The organism is Bradyrhizobium sp. Ce-3 (genome assembly GCF_022835695.1).
Taxonomy (GTDB): domain Bacteria; phylum Pseudomonadota; class Alphaproteobacteria; order Rhizobiales; family Xanthobacteraceae; genus Bradyrhizobium.
On the sequence record NZ_BQUV01000011.1, the window covers coordinates 37,387 to 54,544 of the forward strand.

The 17,158-nt window shown below is 63.8% G+C and carries 16 protein-coding genes and 1 pseudogene; 6 read left to right on the forward strand and 11 right to left on the reverse strand.

Annotation, left to right across the window (positions count from 1 at the left end; genetic code table 11):
* Window positions 1-26: 26 nt before the first annotated feature.
* From BRSPCE3_RS31165 to BRSPCE3_RS31205, 9 genes are all read right to left on the reverse strand, one after another.
* The gene (locus tag BRSPCE3_RS31165; protein WP_244070193.1) at window positions 27-257 is read right to left on the reverse strand and encodes a cysteine rich repeat-containing protein; all 231 of its coding nucleotides are present in this window, start codon (window positions 255-257) and stop codon (window positions 27-29) included.
* A gap of 64 nt (window positions 258-321) precedes the next feature.
* A complete protein-coding gene (locus BRSPCE3_RS31170; RefSeq protein ID WP_244070195.1) occupies window positions 322-1,023 on the reverse strand; it encodes an ABC transporter ATP-binding protein in 702 nt (233 codons plus the stop codon).
* Window positions 1,016-1,750 carry an ABC transporter ATP-binding protein gene (locus BRSPCE3_RS31175; protein WP_244070196.1) on the reverse strand — a complete coding sequence of 245 codons (735 nt, stop codon included), beginning with the start codon at window positions 1,748-1,750 and terminating at the stop codon, window positions 1,016-1,018. Before BRSPCE3_RS31175 ends, BRSPCE3_RS31170 begins: the two co-directional genes overlap by 8 nt.
* A complete protein-coding gene (locus BRSPCE3_RS31180; RefSeq protein WP_244070197.1) occupies window positions 1,737-2,840 on the reverse strand; it encodes a branched-chain amino acid ABC transporter permease in 1,104 nt (367 codons plus the stop codon). The genes BRSPCE3_RS31175 and BRSPCE3_RS31180 overlap by 14 nt, the downstream gene beginning before the upstream one ends.
* A 7-nt stretch (window positions 2,841-2,847) precedes the next feature.
* Window positions 2,848-4,068 carry a substrate-binding protein gene (locus BRSPCE3_RS31185; RefSeq protein WP_244070198.1) on the reverse strand — a complete coding sequence of 407 codons (1,221 nt, stop codon included), beginning with the start codon at window positions 4,066-4,068 and terminating at the stop codon, window positions 2,848-2,850.
* A 5-nt stretch (window positions 4,069-4,073) separates the two neighbouring features.
* Window positions 4,074-4,931: a branched-chain amino acid ABC transporter permease gene (locus tag BRSPCE3_RS31190; protein WP_194457249.1), complete on the reverse strand. Its 858-nt coding sequence runs from the start codon at window positions 4,929-4,931 to the stop codon at window positions 4,074-4,076.
* A 42-nt stretch (window positions 4,932-4,973) separates the two neighbouring features.
* Complete coding sequence (locus BRSPCE3_RS31195) at window positions 4,974-6,488, reverse strand: amidase (protein WP_244070200.1); 1,515 nt, start codon at window positions 6,486-6,488, stop codon at window positions 4,974-4,976.
* A gap of 170 nt (window positions 6,489-6,658) precedes the next feature.
* Window positions 6,659-7,822 (reverse strand): substrate-binding domain-containing protein, encoded by a 1,164-nt coding sequence (locus tag BRSPCE3_RS31200; protein ID WP_244070645.1) that lies wholly within the window; start codon window positions 7,820-7,822, stop codon window positions 6,659-6,661.
* Between the two features lie 91 nt (window positions 7,823-7,913).
* Window positions 7,914-9,095: a substrate-binding domain-containing protein gene (locus BRSPCE3_RS31205; protein ID WP_244070202.1), complete on the reverse strand. Its 1,182-nt coding sequence runs from the start codon at window positions 9,093-9,095 to the stop codon at window positions 7,914-7,916.
* 178 nt (window positions 9,096-9,273) lie between these two features.
* Between BRSPCE3_RS31205 and BRSPCE3_RS31210 the strand changes: the two genes are divergently transcribed.
* The 4 genes from BRSPCE3_RS31210 to BRSPCE3_RS31225 all read left to right on the forward strand — a co-directional run bounded on the left by BRSPCE3_RS31210 (window position 9,274) and on the right by BRSPCE3_RS31225 (window position 11,688).
* Window positions 9,274-9,717: a MarR family winged helix-turn-helix transcriptional regulator gene (locus tag BRSPCE3_RS31210; protein ID WP_038387042.1), complete on the forward strand. Its 444-nt coding sequence runs from the start codon at window positions 9,274-9,276 to the stop codon at window positions 9,715-9,717.
* Between the two features lie 167 nt (window positions 9,718-9,884).
* Window positions 9,885-10,319, forward strand: a complete 435-nt coding sequence (locus BRSPCE3_RS31215) for a VOC family protein (protein ID WP_244070204.1) — start codon at window positions 9,885-9,887, stop codon at window positions 10,317-10,319.
* Window positions 10,320-10,542: 223 nt separating this feature from the next.
* Entirely contained in the window at window positions 10,543-11,097 is a 555-nt protein-coding gene (locus BRSPCE3_RS31220; RefSeq protein ID WP_244070206.1) for a hypothetical protein, read from the forward strand.
* Between the two features lie 21 nt (window positions 11,098-11,118).
* Window positions 11,119-11,688 (forward strand): hypothetical protein, encoded by a 570-nt coding sequence (locus BRSPCE3_RS31225; RefSeq protein WP_244070208.1) that lies wholly within the window; start codon window positions 11,119-11,121, stop codon window positions 11,686-11,688.
* A 121-nt stretch (window positions 11,689-11,809) separates the two neighbouring features.
* On the opposite strand, the pseudogene BRSPCE3_RS36200 reads toward BRSPCE3_RS31225, so the two are convergent.
* A pseudogene (locus BRSPCE3_RS36200) lies at window positions 11,810-11,920 on the reverse strand (SEC-C metal-binding domain-containing protein); the annotation flags it as partial.
* A 144-nt stretch (window positions 11,921-12,064) separates the two neighbouring features.
* Here BRSPCE3_RS36200 and BRSPCE3_RS31230 point away from each other — a divergent pair.
* Together BRSPCE3_RS31230 and BRSPCE3_RS31235 are read left to right on the forward strand one after the other, a co-directional pair.
* On the forward strand, window positions 12,065-12,445 hold the full coding sequence (locus tag BRSPCE3_RS31230; RefSeq protein WP_244070210.1) for a cupin domain-containing protein: 381 nt from the start codon (window positions 12,065-12,067) through the stop codon (window positions 12,443-12,445).
* A 316-nt stretch (window positions 12,446-12,761) separates the two neighbouring features.
* On the forward strand, window positions 12,762-13,973 hold the full coding sequence (locus BRSPCE3_RS31235; protein ID WP_244070213.1) for an ABC transporter substrate-binding protein: 1,212 nt from the start codon (window positions 12,762-12,764) through the stop codon (window positions 13,971-13,973).
* Window positions 13,974-13,998: 25 nt separating this feature from the next.
* Here BRSPCE3_RS31235 and secA read toward each other — a convergent pair whose 3' ends face one another.
* Entirely contained in the window at window positions 13,999-16,863 is a 2,865-nt protein-coding gene (gene secA, locus BRSPCE3_RS31240; protein ID WP_244070215.1) for a preprotein translocase subunit SecA, read from the reverse strand.
* Window positions 16,864-17,158: the final 295 nt, after the last annotated feature.

The window sequence follows — 17,158 nt, forward strand, 5'->3', positions numbered from 1 at the left end:
TTGCTGCTGCAACCGGCAAGCGACGGCTACATGCCGTGGCTCTCGAACACCTTCTTGCAGCTTCGGCTCAGGCTGTCGCGATTGGTCTGAAGACAATTCTGCACCGCGCCGTCATTGCCGAGGTCCTTGCGGCAGAAGCGCTGCGCATCGCGCGAGCACGCCTTCTGTTCCGCCGAGGTGCCGGAATGCTGCGCCAGCGCGGCGCCGCTGCTGAGCACGGCAGCGGCAAAAACGGCTGCAATCGAGAAATAACGCATCGTTGAATTCCTCCCGCGGCCTAACGGCAGCAGGAGCGCTTCGTTCCTGCGGGAACCCGGGATTCTACGGCGCCAGATAGCGCAGCAGTTCCGGATCGTTGCGCACCTCGCCTGCTGCGCCCTGCAGCGCGACGCGGCCGCGATCCAGCACATAGGCATAGTCGGCGACGCGCAGCGCGAGGTCGAGATGCTGCTCGACGATCACGACCGAGATGCTCTTGGCGAGCTCGATCAGCCGCTCGGTGATCTCCTCGATCACGCCGATCCAGACGCCTTCGGTCGGCTCGTCGAGCAGCAGCAGCTTCGGATTGCCGAGCATGGCGCGGCCGATCGCCAGCATCTTGCGCTCGCCGCCCGACAGCGTGCCGGCCGGCTGGTCGAGGCGCTGGCCGAGTTTCGGGAAGATGGCGATCACGCGGTCGACCGCGCTGGCATCCGGATTGAACAGCGAGCCGACGGCGAGGTTGTCGCGCACCGACAGGCGGGCGAACACCGAATGCTCCTGCGGCACATAGCCGATGCCGGAGCGCACGCGCTCCTCGGTGCGGCGCCGCGTGATGTCCCGGCCGTCGAACGACAGTTCGCCTTGCGTGCTGGCGAGCTCGCCGACGATGGTCTTCATCAGCGTGGTCTTGCCGGCGCCGTTGCGGCCGAGCACGGCGACGCCGCCGCGCCAGGGGATGCCGATGTTGACATCGAACAGGACCTGGCTGCGGCCGTAACCGGCATCGAGATGCCTGATATCGAGGAAGGTTTGCTCAGGCACGGCGAAGATAAATCTCCTGGACGCTTTTGTTGGCCTGGATCTCCGCGACCGTCCCCGACGCCAGCACCTTGCCCTGGTCGAGCACGGTGAGGCGGTCGCAGATGTCGCGGATGAAATCGAGGTCGTGCTCGACGATGACGAGCGAGCAATGCTGCTTGATCGGCTGCAACAATTCGCCGGTGACGCGGCGCTCCTCGAGGCTCATGCCGCCGGTCGGCTCGTCCAGCAGCAGCAGCCGCGGCCGGCCTGCGAGCGCCATCGCGATCTCCAGCCATTGCTGCTGGCCGTGCGACAGCGCCGCGGCGGCATCATGGGCGCGATCGGCAAGCCGGAACTGGGTCAGCATCGTCATCACCTGATCGTGCAGCTTCCTGCGGGTGCGCGACAGCACCAGGTCGAACAGCGAGCACTGCGCCTGCAGCGCAAGCAGGATGTTGTCGTACAGCGTCAGCGTCGGCAGCACCGAGGTGATCTGGAATTTCAGGCTCATGCCGGCGCGGGCGCGTTCGGTTGGCGTGAACGCGGTGATGTCGGTGTTGACGAAGGAGACCTTGCCCGTGGTCGGCACGTCGGCGCCGGCGACGCATTTCATCAGCGTGCTCTTGCCCGAGCCGTTCGGGCCGATCAGGCCGTGAAACTCGTTCTCGCCGACGGTCAGCGCCGCTCCGTCAAGCGCGGTGAGCTTGCCGAACACCTTGCTGATGCCTTGCGCCTCAAGGAGCGGCATGGCCGGACTCCTTTGCCTTGTTGGGCGCTTTGCCGAAGCTGCCGACCCGCTCGCGCTCGCCGAGCACGAGGGAGACCAGCCCGAGCGGGCGGAACATGATCACGAGCAACAGCAGCACGCCGAGGATGATCGGCCAGATATCGCGATAGTTGTCCGAGAGCCAGAACGAGACGCCCTCGATGATCACGGTGCCGATCACCGCGCCGATCAGCGTGCCGGAGCCGCCGAACAGAACATAGAGCACGACCTGGGTCGAGAACACGACGCCCAGCATGTTGGGCCAGACGAAGCCTTCATGGAAGGCATAGAGGCTGCCGGCGAGGCCGGCGATGGTGCCGCCGACCGCGAAGATGATCGCCTTCAGGTGCTGCGCCTTGTAGCCGAAGAAGGCGATGCGCTGCTCGTTCTCGCGCAGGCCGGCGAGCGCGAGGCCGAATTGCGAACGCACCAGGAAGCGGCAGAGCAGATAGACCACCACCAGGATGCCGAGCACCATGTAGTAGTATACCGGCCCTTCCTCGAACTCGTAGCTGCCGAGGGTGAGCGGCGGGATCGACGGGATGCCGTTCTGGCCGCCGAGATAGTACCAGCCGCGCGCCAACCGGTCCGCGGCATAGGAGCCGGTCAGGGTGCCGAGCGAGACGAAGATCACGCTCGAGGGATAGCGCCCGAGCAGCAGGAAGCCGCCGAGCAGCAGCGATGCGGTGAGGCCGATCAGGGTGCCCGCCGGCAGGATCAAGAGGATCGAGGTGACGTTGAGGTCGCGCGCCAAGAGCGCCACGCCGTAGCCGGCGGCGCCGAAGAACAGCGCTTGGCCGAAGCTCATGATGCCGGCATAGCCCCACACCAGGTCGAACGACAGCGCGAACAGCGCCAGGATCACCACACGGGTAGCGAACACCGTGAGATAATCCTGCAGCACCCACGGCAGGACCAGTGCGATCAGCAGCACCAGCCCTTCCACGATCGGCAGGACCTTCCATCCAGCCGACGCCTGTCCCGCCGGCGCGTGCGCGGCCGGTAGTCCCTCACCCGTCACGACATCTGGTTCCTCACCGACGCGTGCGACGGCCTCGCTTGCTCCACCCATTGACTGCTCAGCATTCCTTGGGATCGACGAGACCGGCGCTGCGTGCCACGATCTCATAGTTCCCGCCTTTGGCAACTGCGGTGTACATCTTCATCTTGCAGTGACGCTTGCCCGGCACCATTTCGGCCGGTCCGCCGGGCCCTTCGGCGATCTTGGCGTGGTCCAGCGCAGCGGCGACCGACTCGCGGTCGACCTTGCCGGCTTCCTTGACCGCGGCTTCCCACAGCTTGAGGCCGCGATAGGTGCCGGTGGCGGCGCTGCCGGCCGCGAACAGGAAGTTGCCGGGAAAATCCTTTTCGTAGGCCGCCTGGATCTTGGCGTCGAACGGGCTTTCCTTGGTCAGCACCTTGAAGTAGTCGAGGCAGCTCGCCAACCCCTCGATCTCGTTGGCCTGGTTGATGTTGAGCGTGTTCTCGTCGTAGTAGACGCAGGCGAGCCGTCCGCCGTTCTTGAGGAAGCCGGCTTCATAAAGCTGCTTGAAGAACGGGCCGACACCGGGCGGGATCACGGTGTTGAAGACCACATCGACCTTGTTGGAGATGATGCGGTTGACGGTGGCTGAGAAGTCGACCTGGTCGAGCGGATAGTACTCCTCGAACACCACCTCGCCGCCATTGTCTTCGATCACCTTGCGGGCGTAGACGTTGAGCGTATGCGGCCAGACATAGTTGGCGCTCGGCAGCGCGAACTTCTTGCCGCCGTTCTTGATCAGCCAGGGAATGAACTCGTCGCATTGCTGCGCCGGCGTCGGTCCGGTGCAGAACAGGAACGGCGTGCACTCCTTGCCCTCGTAGAGCTGCGGATAGATGTAGAGTGTCTTGCCGCGCGCCACGATCGGATCCTTGATCGCATTGCGCATCGACGAGGTGATGCCGCCCAGCACCATGTCGACCTTGTCGCGCTGGATCAGCTTGCGGACGTTGCCGACCGCGACCGATTCGTTCGAGGCGGTGTCCTCGATGTAGAGCTCGAGCGGCCGGCCGAGCAGGCCGCCGCCGGCGTTGATCTCCTTGATCACCATCTTGGCGACGTTGGCGTCGGCGTTGCCGGCATAAGCGATCGGGCCGGTCAGGTCGGTCGCGATGCCGACCTTGATCGGTCCCTCTGCGGCATTGGCCCAATCCGGCCTCACCACCCAGCTGCCGACCCCGGTCGCGAGCGCGCCGGTCGCAAAGGCAAAATTGCTCATGAAGCGGCGGCGCGTGAGATTCATGCGTTCAATCGACATGGTGATTAGACCCCTTTCCCAGCAATGAGGCCTTGCGGCCGGAATTTGATGAAGGCGATGGCGAGCACGAAGACGAGCACGTCGGCGACGACAGGCGACATCACCCATGGCAGCGCAGCGCTGAGCGTGCCGATCACGCCGGCGCCGGCCACCGGACCGATGAAGGAGCCGACCCCGCCGACCATCACGGCGACGAAACCCTGGATCAGGAAGCGGATGCCGAGATCGGCGAACAGGCTGAACACCGGCACGATCAGCGCGCCGGCAAGCCCGGCGAGCGCCGCACCGAACGCGAACGTCGCGCCGTAGATCAGGGGCGTCGAGATGCCCGAGGCGCGCGCCAGCGCCGGGTTCTCCAGCGTGGCGCGGACCCGCAGCCCGAACGAGGTGCGCGCCAGCAGCAGATAGCAACCACCCATCACCAGCAGCGTGATCACGATGATGGTGAAGCGCCAGGCCGAGATGTGGACGGAGCCGAGGTCGATCGAACCGCCGATCGGCTCCGGCACCGTGAGATAGAAGCCCCCGATCAGGCCGCGGACGCTCTCGCGGATGATCAGGCCGAGCGCATAGGTGCCGAGCATCGCCACGATCGGCGCAGCGTAGAAGCGCCTGATGATCAGCGCCTCCAGCACGAAGCCGATCGCGCCGACCACGAAGGGCGCGGCGACCATGCCGGCCCAGACCGGCGCGCCATGGGCGTAGGCCAGATAGGTGACGTAGGCCCCGAGCAGGACGAACTCGCCCTGCGCGAAGTTGAAGATGCCCATCATGCTGGCGATGATGCCGAGCCCGAGCACGACCAGCACGATGATCGCGCCGAAGCTCACAATCTCGAACACCGCGGCGAAGGTGCTAGCCATGGTGTTCGATCCATCCAGCCTGGGTCAGCAGCAAGCGGCGCCTCACATCTTCTTCCAGTCGCCGGCCTGCTCGAAGGCATGCGCGGCGCGGTAGATGGTGCTCTCCTCGAACATCCGGCCGACCAGCATCAGCCCGACCGGCAGTCCGTCGACCATGCCGCAGGGCAGCGACATCGCCGGGTGATGGGTGATGTCGAACGGCGCGGTGTTGGAGATCATCTCGAGCGCGCGGGCGACGTATTCCTCGCGACTGGCATTGGCCTCGGGCAACTTCGTCGCCTTCATCGGCGTGGTCGGCATCAGCAAGAGATCGTAGTCCTTGAAGGCCTTGTCGTAGGCCGCGGCCAGCCGGCGCGAGATGTTGAGCGCCTTGCCGTAGAAGCGCGGACCGAAATTGTTGTTGATGTAGGTGCCGAGCATCATGAACAGCTTTGTCGTCTCGGACAGCGAATCCGCCTGGCGGCGCCAGCCGCGATGGAAATCCATCAGCGAGGTCGAATAGAGGTCGCCGCGGCTGAGGCCGTAGCCGTCGCCGAACATCATGGTCTGGGTCAGGCCTTCGGTGCCGATCGGGGTCCAGATCGCGCCGCCGAGCATGTGCATCGGGATCGACACCGTCTCGATGCTGGCGCCGAGGTCCTTGAAGCGCTTGGCCGCCTCGCGCACGCTCTCGTTCACCGCAGCCTCCGCGGTCGGCTGCTCGAAGCCTTCCTTGACGATGCCGATCTTCATGCCCTTGACGCCCTTGCCGAGCGCCTTGGTGTAGTCGTCGACCGTCGGCGCCTTGATCCGCGGATCGTAGCCGTCGTCGCCGGCCAGCACTTCGAGCAGCAGCGCGTTGTCTTCCACCGTCGCGGTCATCGGGCCGGTGTGATCGACGTAGATCTCGATCGGCATGATGCCGGTGTAGGGCACGAGACCCCAGGTCGGCTTCATGCCGTAGGTGCCGCAGAACGAGGACGGCATGCGGATCGAGCCGCCCTGGTCGCCGCCGATCGCCATGTCGACCTCGCCGAGCGCGACCACGACGCCCGAGCCCGACGACGAGCCGCCGGCCGAATAGCCCATCTTGTGCGGATTGTGCACCGGCCCGTAGGAGCCGGTGTGGCTGCCGCCGGACAGGCAGAAGTGCTCGCAATGCACCTTGCCTTTGATCTCGGCACCGGCGTCGAGCATGCGGGTGACGATGGTGGCGTCGAAGTCGGGGACATAGCCTTCCAGCGTCGACGAGCCGTTGGTCATCGGCACGCCGGCCAGCATGATGTTGTCCTTTAGCGCCACCGTCTTGCCCTTGAGCTTGCCGGAGGCGGCGCCCTTCACCGTCGATTTGCGGTACCAGGCGTTGTGTTTGTTGTCTTCCGGCGCCGGCCGAGTGCCGGGCGTGCGCGGATATTTCACTTCGGGCAGCTCGTCCGGCATCTGGGCGACGAGGTTGTAGGCCTCGACCGAGCCCTGCATCAGGCCGCGGAACGAGGCCACGTCCTCATCGGTCAGGGACAGGCCGCACTGCTCGGCGACGGCGCGAAGTTGCGTTGGCGTGGGAAGGACGACGGTCACGGCGCTCTCCTGAAGCTTTTGATCTTTGGATTGATCCCTCGACACGAGGCAGCCGGCTGCGCGTTGCCCCGCGCGAACCGTCCACCCCGCTGTTGTATTCAAAACGGAAATATTTTCCTTTTCAAGTATTATTTCGCAAAACCTTCCGGCGCGGCTGTCGCACCTCGATTTCAGATCGGCTTGATCACCCTGAAGTCGAGGCCGTCGGCTTCGGCGAGGTACATCGGCATCCGGGCGTGGCCATCGCGCACCGTGACCGGACCGCGCGGGCCGCGATAGACGAGGTTGTCGGCGGCCGCGAGCAGTGGCCGCAGGTCGAGCGAACCGGCACGGTGGGCGGCGGCCTCGAGCAGGCAGAAGCCTTCATAGGCGGATTCGCCGCATGATCCGACCGGCGGCGCGAAGGCCCCGAACATCGCGCGATAGCGGTCGCGGAAATCGTCGCCGGCCTGCGAGCCGACCGAGGGGAAATAGCCGGAGGCGCAGAACAGGTTCTCGGTCTTGTCGGCGCCTACGCCGAGCAGCGCCGTCTCGTCGAAGCAGCCGGCCAGGCGCAGCGTGGTGGCGGCGAGCCCGGCGTCAGCGAAGGCGCGGTTGAAGGTCACGCTGTCGGTGCCGATCAGCGAGATCAGCACCACATCGGGCTTCGCGGCACGAATCCGCTCCAGATGCGCGTCGTGATCGTCCTCGCCGACCGGCACGAACTCCTCGCCGACCACGAGGCCGCCGGTCTCCTTGATGTAGCGCTTCACCGCGCGGTGCGACTGCCATGGCCAGACATAGTCACTGCCGATCAGGTACCAGCGCGAGGCGCGCTTCGCCTCGGCCAGCCAGTGGATCGACGGCCGGTTCTGCCAGCGCGGCGTCTCGCCGATCGCAATCACGCCCGGCGTCCGCTCGCCGCCCTCATAGACCGGCGTATAGATGTAGGGGATCTTGCTGCGGGTGATGAGATGCCGCATCGCGACGCGCACCGCGCTGGTGTGCATGCCCATGATGAGATCGACCTCGTCGAACGCGATCGCCTGCTCGGCGCGGTCGAGCACCTCCTCGATCGGGCCGCCGGCGTCGTAGACCTGGAACTCGATCTCGCGGCCGAGGATGCCGCCGCGCCGGTTGATGTCCGCAACGGCGAGTTGCGCGGTCGAGGTCGCGGCCGGTCCCCACATCCCGGGCGAACCGGTGCAACAGACGAAACCGCCGATCCGCAGCCGGTTGCGCGCGCCACGCCGGCCGAACCCGCCACGATCCATCGGCGCAAGCACGCGATCCGACGCCGCCGACGCCAGGTTCCTGAACAGCAGGGATGGCGGGAACGGGAGGCCGCCGGCCATGACGTTGGGCGTCAAATGCACACCTGCTCCTGTCTGGTAACGGCACCCCGCACGGCGAGTGCGGCATTGCCCTCGCGGGCGACGGTGCCCGCTAGATCGTCTTGATCACATTGAAGTCGAGACCGTCGGCCTCGGCAAGATAGATCGGCATTTCGGCACGGCCGTCGCGGATGGTGACGATGCCGCGGGCACCGCTGTAGACCAGGTTGCGCGCTGCAGCAGACAAGGGGCCGGTCGACAGCGAGCGGGCCTGGTTGGCCGCGGCTTCGAGAAAGCGCATCCCCTCATAATTGGATTGCCCGACCGACCCGATCGGCGGGGCATGCACCCCGAACATCGCACGGTAGCTGGCCCGGAACTCGTCATTGGCACGGGCATCGACGCAGCCGAAATAGCCGGAGGCGCAGAACAAATTCTCGGTCGCGTCCGGCCCGATGCCGAGCAGCACGGTCTCGTCCATCGCGCCCGCATAGCGCAGCGTGGTGGCGGCAAGCCCGGCATCGGCGAAGGCGCGGTTGAAGGTGATGCTGTCGGTCCCGATCAGGGTGATCAGCACGACATCGGGTTTGGCGGCGCGGATCCGCGCCAGATGCGGCTCGTGATCGTCCTCGCCGAGCGGGACGAATTCCTCGCCGACCACCTGGCCGCCGGCCTGCTTGATGTAGCGCTTCACCGCGCGATGCGATTGCCAAGGCCAGACATAATCGCTGCCGATCAGGTACCAGCGCCGCGCCTTCTTGGCCTCAGTGAGCCAATGGATCGCCGGGCGGCTCTCGGCGCGTGGCGTCTCGCCGATCGCCATCACCCCGGGCGTCCGCTCGCCGCCCTCATAGACCGGCGTGTAGACATAGGGGATGCGGCCGGCCGTAACCCTGCGCAGCGCGAGGCGGACCGCACTGATATGGGAGCCCATGATCACGTCGATCTCGTCGAAGGCGATTGCCTGCTCGGCGCGTCGCACCACCTCCTCGATCGGACCGCCGGCGTCGTACATCGACAATTCGACCTCGCGGCCGCGGATGCCGCCGCGCCGGTTGATCTCGTCGACCGCGAGCATGACGCTGTTGGCCGAGATCGGCCCCCAGATCCCGGGCGCGCCGGAGAAGGTGATGAAATTGCCGATCCGAAGCTTGCTGTCGGTGCCGCCACGGCGCGACGAGCCCGGCTTGACGGTCAAAGCGAAATCGGCCGCACAGGACGACGGGCTTCGAAACAGGTGCGGCGGCGCGACGGGCAAGCCGCCATACGCCTGGAGAGAGACCGTCGAGAGCACGCCAACTCCTGTCTGGGAAGCAATACGCAACGCAGCCAGCGGGCGGTCGCGGCATCCGCCCTTTGGTTGGGGGAATATCCTAGGGGAAAATATTGAATATTCAACAATTGAAGTGCATATAGAAACGGCATGAGTTGCCGGACATTCATTCACCGGGTCAGGAACCAGGTCTCACGCCGTGGCTAAACCGCCGAAAGAAAACTCCCCGATCACCGAACACCTCACCTACCTGCTCGCGCAAGCCAACCGGGAGATCAACCGGCAGTTGGAGACGCGGCTGGCCAAGGAAGGCGTGCCGGTCGAGCAGTGGCGCATCCTCAAGGTGCTGTCCGACGGCAACGGCCACTCGATGGGCGAGCTTGCCGACGCGGTGCTGCTCAACCATCCGACACTGACCAAGATGATCGACCGCATGGTGTCGGACGCGCTGGTCTATCGCGTGCAGGACCCCAAGGATCGCCGCAAGGTGCTGATGTTCGTCTCCGACCGCGGCAAGGCGCTGTGCCGCCGGCTCAACTCGCTGGCGGTGAGCCAGGAAGAGCACATCGTCGAGAGCTATGGCGACAAGTCGACCACCGAGCTCAAGCGGCTCCTGGAAAGCCTGATCGGCAGCGCCAACTGAGGCCCGCGCGCTGGTCGGGCGCAGCATTTGTCGAAATCATCGAAAAAAGCTGACAGCGAATGTCGGGATGTGGCCGCCATGCACGTCCTGTGGGCGCGCCGGTGGCGCAGCCTTCGCGTGTCGTCGCGCAGGTTCCCCGATCGACCAACCAGCGAGGACACCCCGTCATGACTTCGATCACGCCGTTCCTCTGGCTCGACAACAACGTCCGCGAGGCCGTCGCCTTCTACAAATCGGTGTTTCCCAACGCCGAGATCGAGACCGTCAGCGACTTCATGGCGAGCTTCGAGCTCGAGGGGCAGCGGTTCTACGCGCTCAATGGCGGGCCGCAGCACAAGTTCAACGAGGCGGTGTCGTTCTTCCTCAGCGTCGAGACCCAGCAGCAGGTGGACTATTTCTGGGAGAAGCTCACCGACGGCGGCCAGGAATCGCGCTGCGGCTGGCTCAAGGACCGCTTCGGCCTGTCGTGGCAGGTGATCCCGTCGGCGCTGAGCCGCTATCTCGGCGATCCCGACCGCAAGGCGGCCGATCGCGTCATGCAGGCGATGCTGAAGATGCAGAAGATCGTGATCGCCGATCTCGACAAGGCGTATGCGGGCTGACAGTGAGGCGGCTGCAGCGGCGGCCCGGTCGCCGCGTGCAGCCGCTTGCATTCTTACATTGCCCCGCGCCAGTGAGACCTCCACCGGACAGCCAGCCGCGGCCTCTTCGCGGTCTATTTACATCTGCTCACGCTTAGATAGTATTGATGCGAGAGAGTAGAGCGACGACCGCTCCTGCGTTACGACCGCGCCCTTACATTGCAAGTGGTGATTGGAAGTTTGCATGCTCTTCAGCAATTTTTTGCCGCTTGATCGTGGACTCGCCGGAGAACGGTCTGCCGTGCTCAGTGCGATCACCGCCGATTTTCAGACCGCCTTTCCCGGCTTGCGGTTTGAGTTGCGTCTCGATTGCAGGGTGATCAACGCGCAGGCCATCGTGCTTGATGGGAAGCCCAGCGTACTGGTCTACGGCGGGCTGGCGTTACATCCGACATTGGCCGAAGCGTCCCTGACCTTTGTTTTCCTTCATGAAGCAGGGCATCATCTCGGGACCGGGCCAAGATCACCGTACAACGTGACGTTGGCCTGTGACTGCATCGCTGACCAATGGGCGACAACGCAGGGAGCCCAGACACTGCTTCGTAATACTGGACGCCGATTGCAAATCGAACAGGCGCTGGACGAGTTGCATTGCTTGATGAGCGAGTCGGAGGCAGCAGGTCCGTCATCTTCGCAGAACGTTCCGCTGCCTTGCTGGAATCGGTGCTGGTTACGGCGGAGGCAAGCGCTAGGAGCTTCCCTTACCAGCCGGCCTGAAAGGTGTGAATTATTGCTGTAAGTTCATTTTACGGAGGTGAACATGGGAGCTCTGATTCCGTCGCCTAACGACCAGCAAATCTGCGCCGCGCTAAGCAATCGCTTCTCGGATATGCACGATCCCAACGCCGAAGCCGCAAACCTCGACAAGACGATGCTGGGATCGGTCCGATTCCAGGACCAGAAGGAAAGCGGATTGCTCTTTAGCAGAAGACTGAATCTGGCTCGCCTTGCGCATCGATTGAGCAGCGCCCCGGCCAATCAAGCCGCCAGATTGCGCTGGTTCTTCTTGTTGCGTCGAGGACTTCCTCACGCCACCAAAGTCGCGATCAGCGCCGTCCTGAATGCCGTGATGGGTGACTCGTCGATAAAGCAAGTCCATTTCGATGCGGTGCATGACAGCACCATCACAACTGAATTTGAGCTCGATCCCAACAACTCTCACGTGCCTCAGACCAGAAACATGCCAAGCATGGCAAATCCTGCCCAGAACGTAAAAACATGCGTGATGCTGCTGCGTTGTTTCTACGATGAGCCGCTTCCCGATCCACAGAATGAGCCGGATCCGCCGGCGGCCAACAATGCGGAGGCCACGCCGATAATTATCGCGTAAGCCAATGCGTGGACGCCAACCATTCGCGGCGGCCCCGCAGGTTAGCAGGCGCCCGCAGGATCGAAGCAAAATGCTGGCGGGCCGAACTCATGTCGGTCCCGCCAAACTGTCGATACAACTGTCAGGCGTACCGCCCGTGGCAGTGCTTGTACTTCTTGCCTGAGCCGCAGGGGCAGTCCTCGTTGCGGCCGACCTTGCCCCAGCTGGCCGGGTCGTTCGGATTGCGACCGGCCGCACCGGATTTTTCTCCGTGACAGCAGGCCCGCGTGTGCGGTGCGGGATGTATCTTGCCAAGCCAACCACCTTGCCGGCATGCGCAATTTCCAAGAAGCTAGCAGGTATTTCTCAATATCATTTTCAGGGAGGCACGATTTCCATGAAGACGATTGTCGGACTTGCCTTGGCTGCAATGCTGGTCACGCCCGCGAATGCACAGGACTCACCGTTTCGAAAAGAGCTGAAGCGAGCCGATTTGAGCGGCACCAACATGGAGGTCATCACGAGCATCAGCGAACTGAAGCCTGGCGACACGTCGATGCTGCACTTCCATAATGGTGAGGAATCGTACTACTTCCTCGAAGGCGGCACCATCGAGTTGCCGGACGGAAAGCAGGTGGCAATTCCGACCGGCGCGGTTGGCATCACCACGCGCGGTGCACCGCACGGCGCCTACAAGGTCGTCGGCGACAAGGCGATCAAGCTGTTGACCGTCCATATCGTCGACAAGGGCAAGCCGCTCTACGACACGCCGAAGTAGCACCGTTCAACGGCCAACTGGCGAAGAGCGGGCGTGACGGATTGCGCGCGCCTGCCACATGCGCTTGCCTCACTGAAGGGCGATGCTTACGCGGACCGTCCTGGCAGCGCTTGTACTCGTGGCTTCCGTCGGTAGGCGCCTCAGGCCGGAACACAGCGACCGCCGCCTCAAGCAAGCATCATCCATTCGCGGTACCTCCGAAAGTCAGCTGTTGACGCATGAGGCTCGTCCGGTTCGCATATTCTCCTCGTCCATCGATAATTGAATCAAAAACAAGTAGGATCGGCACCGTCCACTCCGACACCGAGGTGAACCCATGCGGTTGCCACATCTCGCGGTGCTTTTGGGCTGCCTGGCATCCCCCTATAGCGGGACAGCCGTCGCACAGATTTCGGACGACGTGGTACGGATCGGGGTATTGAACGATCAGTCCGGTGTGTACGCCGATTTTGGCGGACCCGGCTCGGTCATCGCCGCGCACATGGCGGTGGAGGACTTCGGCGGCAAGGTGCTGAACAAGCCGATCGATATCGTCATTGGCGATCATCAGAGCAAGGCCGACATCGGTGCCGCGATTGCGCGTCACTGGTTCGACGTCGACAACGTCGATATGGCGGTCGGATTCGACAATTCATCCGTCGCGCTCGCGGTCGAGCAGGTCGCACTCCAGAAAAATCGCATCGCCATCGCCGGCGCCGTCGGAACGACTGCGTACACAGGAAAGAACTGCACGCCGAACGAAGCCTCGTGGCTGCAGGATTCATACGCGCTAACCACCACACTTGCTCGATCCATGGTCCGCAGCGGTGCGGACACCTGGTTCTTCGTCACCGCTGATTACGCTTTTGGCTATTCGATGGAGGCCGATGCGAGCAGCGCCGTTCTAGCCAGCGGCGGAAAGGTGTTGGGAAGCGTGCGCCACCCGATCAACAGCTCGGATTTCAGTTCGTATCTGCTGCAGGCGCAAGCCTCGGGCGCGAAGGTCGTAGCGCTGGCAAATGCCGGCGGAGACATGATCAACGCCACCAAGCAGGCAAACGAGTTTGGACTGTCACGCGGCGGTCAGACGCTCGTCGCGCTTCTTGCCTTCATCACCGACATTCACAGTCTCGGACTTCGACCGGCGCAAGGTTTGCGATTTGTCACCGGGTTCTACTGGGATCGCAACGACGAAACGCGCGCATGGTCGAAGCGCTTTTTTGAACGACACAAACGTATGCCGACCTCAGCGCAGGCGTCCGTCTATTCCGCAATCCTGCATTATCTTCGCGCCATCGAGGCAGCCGGCACCGATGAGCCGAAAGCGGTGATGGCCAAAATGCGCGAGATTCCGGTCAACGATTTCTACACAAAAGCCGGCAAGCTCAGGGAAGACGGAAGGCTGCTGCACGACATGTATTTCGTGCAGGTCAAAACACCCGATGAATCGAGTGGCCCTTGGGACTACTACAAGATCATTGCGACGATCCCGGGCGAACAGGCGTTTCGCCCGGCAGGCGAGGATGGATGTCCTCTCATCAAGCGATGATGACCGAACTCACCGGTCAAATCGCTTACGCGTACCGCCCGTGGCAGTGCTTGTACTTCTTGCCTGAGCCGCAGGGGCAGTCCTCGTTGCGGCCGACCTTGCCCCAGCTGGCCGGGTCGTTCGGATTGCGGTCGGCGGCGAGCATCGCCGGCGCCAGCGAGGCCTGGGCGTAGGTGGCCTCGGTGAGGCTGGCGCGGGCGAACTCGTCCTCGCCGGTGTTGGGATCGAGCTTGTGCGCTTCCATCGGCGGCAGCGGCTGCGGCGGCTCCTCCGGCGGCACGATCTCGACCCGCATCAGCTGCGCGGTGACCGCCTCGCGCAGATGCGCGCTCATCTCCTGGAAGAGATTGAAGGCTTCGGTCTTGTACTCCTGCAACGGATCGCGCTGGCCGTAGCCGCGCAGGCCGATCACCTGGCGCAGATGGTCGAGCATGATCAGGTGCTCGCGCCAAAGATGGTCGAGCGTCTGCAGCAGGATGGTCTTCTCGACGTAGCGCATCACGTCGGGGCCCCATTGCGCGACCTTGGCCGCCATGCGCTCGTCGACATGGGTCTCGATGCGGTTGAGCAGTTCCTCGTCGGCGATGCCCTCTTCCTTGGCCCATTCGTCGACCGGCAGATCGACATCGAGCACGCGCTTCAGCTCGTCCTTGAGGCCCGTGGTGTCCCACTGCTCGGCATAGGCGTGCTCGGGAATGTATTTGGTGACCACGTCCTCGACGAAGGCATGGCGCATGTCGGTCACGGTCTCGACCACGCTGTCGTCCTTCATCAGGTCGACGCGCTGATCGAAGATCACCTTGCGCTGGTCGTTCTGGACGTTGTCGAACTTCAAGAGGTTCTTGCGGATGTCGAAGTTGCGCGCCTCGACCTTCTGCTGCGCCTTCTCGAGCGCCTTGTTGATCCAGGGATGGATGATGGCTTCGCCTTCCTGCAGGCCGAGCCGCTGCAGCATGCTATCGAGCCGGTCGGAGCCGAAGATGCGCATCAGATCGTCTTCCAGCGACAGGAAGAACTTCGAGCGGCCGGGGTCGCCCTGACGGCCGGATCGGCCGCGCAGCTGGTTGTCGATGCGGCGGGACTCGTGACGCTCGGAGCCGATGATGTAGAGGCCGCCCGGCTTCTTCACGGTCTTGGCGGGCTTGTTGCCCTTGGCGGGCTCGATCTCGAAATCCTCTTCCGCCTTCAGCACGATCTCGCGGAAGCGCTCGATGTCGGCCTTGATCTGCTCGATCTTCTTGGCCTTCTCGGCCTCGTCGGTGATCGCCCCGGTCTCCTGCTGGATCCGCATCTCGAGCGAGCCGCCGAGCTTGATGTCGGTGCCGCGGCCGGCCATGTTGGTCGCGATCGTGATCGCGCCCGGCACGCCGGCTTCCGCGACGATGTAGGCTTCCTGCTCGTGGAAGCGCGCGTTCAGCACCGCGAACAGCTTCGCCGGCTTGCCCGCGCGCGCCGCGGCATAGAGCTTCTCCATGCCGGATTCGGAGGTGAAGTCGATCTGCTTGTAGCCGTGCTTCTTGAGGTACTCGGCCAGCACTTCCGACTTCTCGATCGACGCCGTGCCGACCAGCACCGGCTGCAGCCGCTTGTTGGCGCGCTCGATCTCGGCAAGGATCGCGGCGTATTTCTCGTTCTGGGTGCGGTAGACCTCGTCGTCCTCGTCGAGGCGCGCCACCGGCAGGTTGGTCGGGATCTCGACGACCTCGAGCTTGTAGATGTCGAACAGCTCGTCGGCTTCGGTCAGCGCCGTGCCGGTCATGCCGGACAGCTTCTGGTACATCCGGAAATAGTTCTGGAAGGTGATCGAGGCCAGCGTCTGGTTCTCGGGCTGGACCGTGACGTGCTCCTTGGCTTCCAGCGCCTGGTGCAGGCCTTCCGAATAGCGCCGGCCCTGCATCATGCGGCCGGTGAACTCGTCGATGATGACGACCTCGTCGTCGCGGACGATGTAGTCCTTGTCGCGGGTGAACAGCGTGTGGGCGCGCAGCGCCTGGTTGACGTGATGCACGACGGAGACGTTCTCGACGTCGTACAGCGACTCGCCCTTGAGCTGGCCGGCGTCGCGCAGCAAGTTCTCGAGCTTCTCCATGCCGCCTTCGGTCAGGGTCACGGTGCGCTGCTTCTCGTCGACCTCGTAGTCGTCCTTCTTGACGAGCTTCGGCATGAAGGTGTCGATGGTGTTGTAGAAATCCGAACGGTCGTCGAGCGGGCCGGAGATGATCAGCGGCGTGCGCGCCTCGTCGATCAGGATCGAGTCGACTTCGTCGACGATCGCGTAGAAGTGCTCGCGCTGGACCATGTCCTCCAGGCGGTACTTCATGTTGTCGCGCAGATAGTCGAAGCCGTATTCGTTGTTGGTGCCGTAGGTGATGTCGCAGGCATAGGCGGCCTTGCGCTCGGCATCGTCGAGACCGTGCACGATCACGCCGGTGGTCAGGCCGAGGAAGGCGTAGATCTGGCCCATCCAGCCGGAGTCGCGGCGAGCGAGGTAGTCGTTGACGGTGACGACGTGGACGCCCTTGCCGGCGAGCGCGTTGAGATAGACCGCGAGCGTCGCGACCAGCGTCTTGCCTTCACCGGTCTTCATCTCGGCGATGTCGCCCTCGTGCAGCACCATGCCGCCGATCAGCTGGACGTCGAAATGGCGCTGGCCGAGCGTCCGCTTGGCGGCCTCGCGCACCGTGGCGAAGGCCGGGACCAGGATGTCGTCCAGCGTCTTGCCGCTGGCGAGCTGCTGCTTGAATTCGGCGGTGCGGGCCTTGAGCTCGTCGTCGGACAGTTTAACGAGATCGCCCTCCAGTGCGTTGATGGCGCTGACGCGGGACTGATACCCCTTGACCCGACGGTCGTTGGCGGAGCCGAAAAACTTGCGGGCGAGCGCGCCGATCATGCGAAATTCCTGTTCTTCGGTCTCGGGTTCGGTCTTGGTTCGGTCTTGCGATTCAAGTCTTGAATTTAGTCTTGGATTTCAGTCTTGGATTTCAGTCTCGGAATACAGCCTGAGATGGTCCGCCGGACCGCCTATCAACTCACCGTGACGCGCTACGGCTCGAGCCCCGACCCGGGGCTCCTTCGCCAATTGAGTGGGAAACAGGCCATCCTGGGTTCAACGGCGAAAAACGCAGCAAAATAAGCGCTCTCACCACCGAAACGGTGGGCCAGAGATATGGCCCGGTCGGGGGGTT

What these genes read in the sequence shown, in the direction of transcription:
- secA (WP_244070215.1), bottom strand. Translation starts at nt 16,863, where the DNA reads ATGATCGGCGCGCTCGCCCGCAAGTTTTTCGGCTCCGCCAACGACCGT.
- BRSPCE3_RS31185 (WP_244070198.1), bottom strand. Translation starts at nt 4,068, where the DNA reads ATGTCGATTGAACGCATGAATCTCACGCGCCGCCGCTTCATGAGCAAT.
- BRSPCE3_RS31225 (WP_244070208.1), top strand. Translation starts at nt 11,119, where the DNA reads ATGGGAGCTCTGATTCCGTCGCCTAACGACCAGCAAATCTGCGCCGCG.
- BRSPCE3_RS31200 (WP_244070645.1), bottom strand. Translation starts at nt 7,822, where the DNA reads ATGGCCGGCGGCCTCCCGTTCCCGCCATCCCTGCTGTTCAGGAACCTG.
- BRSPCE3_RS31215 (WP_244070204.1), top strand. Translation starts at nt 9,885, where the DNA reads ATGACTTCGATCACGCCGTTCCTCTGGCTCGACAACAACGTCCGCGAG.
- BRSPCE3_RS31230 (WP_244070210.1), top strand. Translation starts at nt 12,065, where the DNA reads ATGAAGACGATTGTCGGACTTGCCTTGGCTGCAATGCTGGTCACGCCC.
- BRSPCE3_RS31165 (WP_244070193.1), bottom strand. Translation starts at nt 257, where the DNA reads ATGCGTTATTTCTCGATTGCAGCCGTTTTTGCCGCTGCCGTGCTCAGC.
- BRSPCE3_RS31220 (WP_244070206.1), top strand. Translation starts at nt 10,543, where the DNA reads ATGCTCTTCAGCAATTTTTTGCCGCTTGATCGTGGACTCGCCGGAGAA.
- BRSPCE3_RS31190 (WP_194457249.1), bottom strand. Translation starts at nt 4,931, where the DNA reads ATGGCTAGCACCTTCGCCGCGGTGTTCGAGATTGTGAGCTTCGGCGCG.
- BRSPCE3_RS31175 (WP_244070196.1), bottom strand. Translation starts at nt 1,750, where the DNA reads ATGCCGCTCCTTGAGGCGCAAGGCATCAGCAAGGTGTTCGGCAAGCTC.
- BRSPCE3_RS31235 (WP_244070213.1), top strand. Translation starts at nt 12,762, where the DNA reads ATGCGGTTGCCACATCTCGCGGTGCTTTTGGGCTGCCTGGCATCCCCC.
- BRSPCE3_RS31180 (WP_244070197.1), bottom strand. Translation starts at nt 2,840, where the DNA reads ATGGGTGGAGCAAGCGAGGCCGTCGCACGCGTCGGTGAGGAACCAGAT.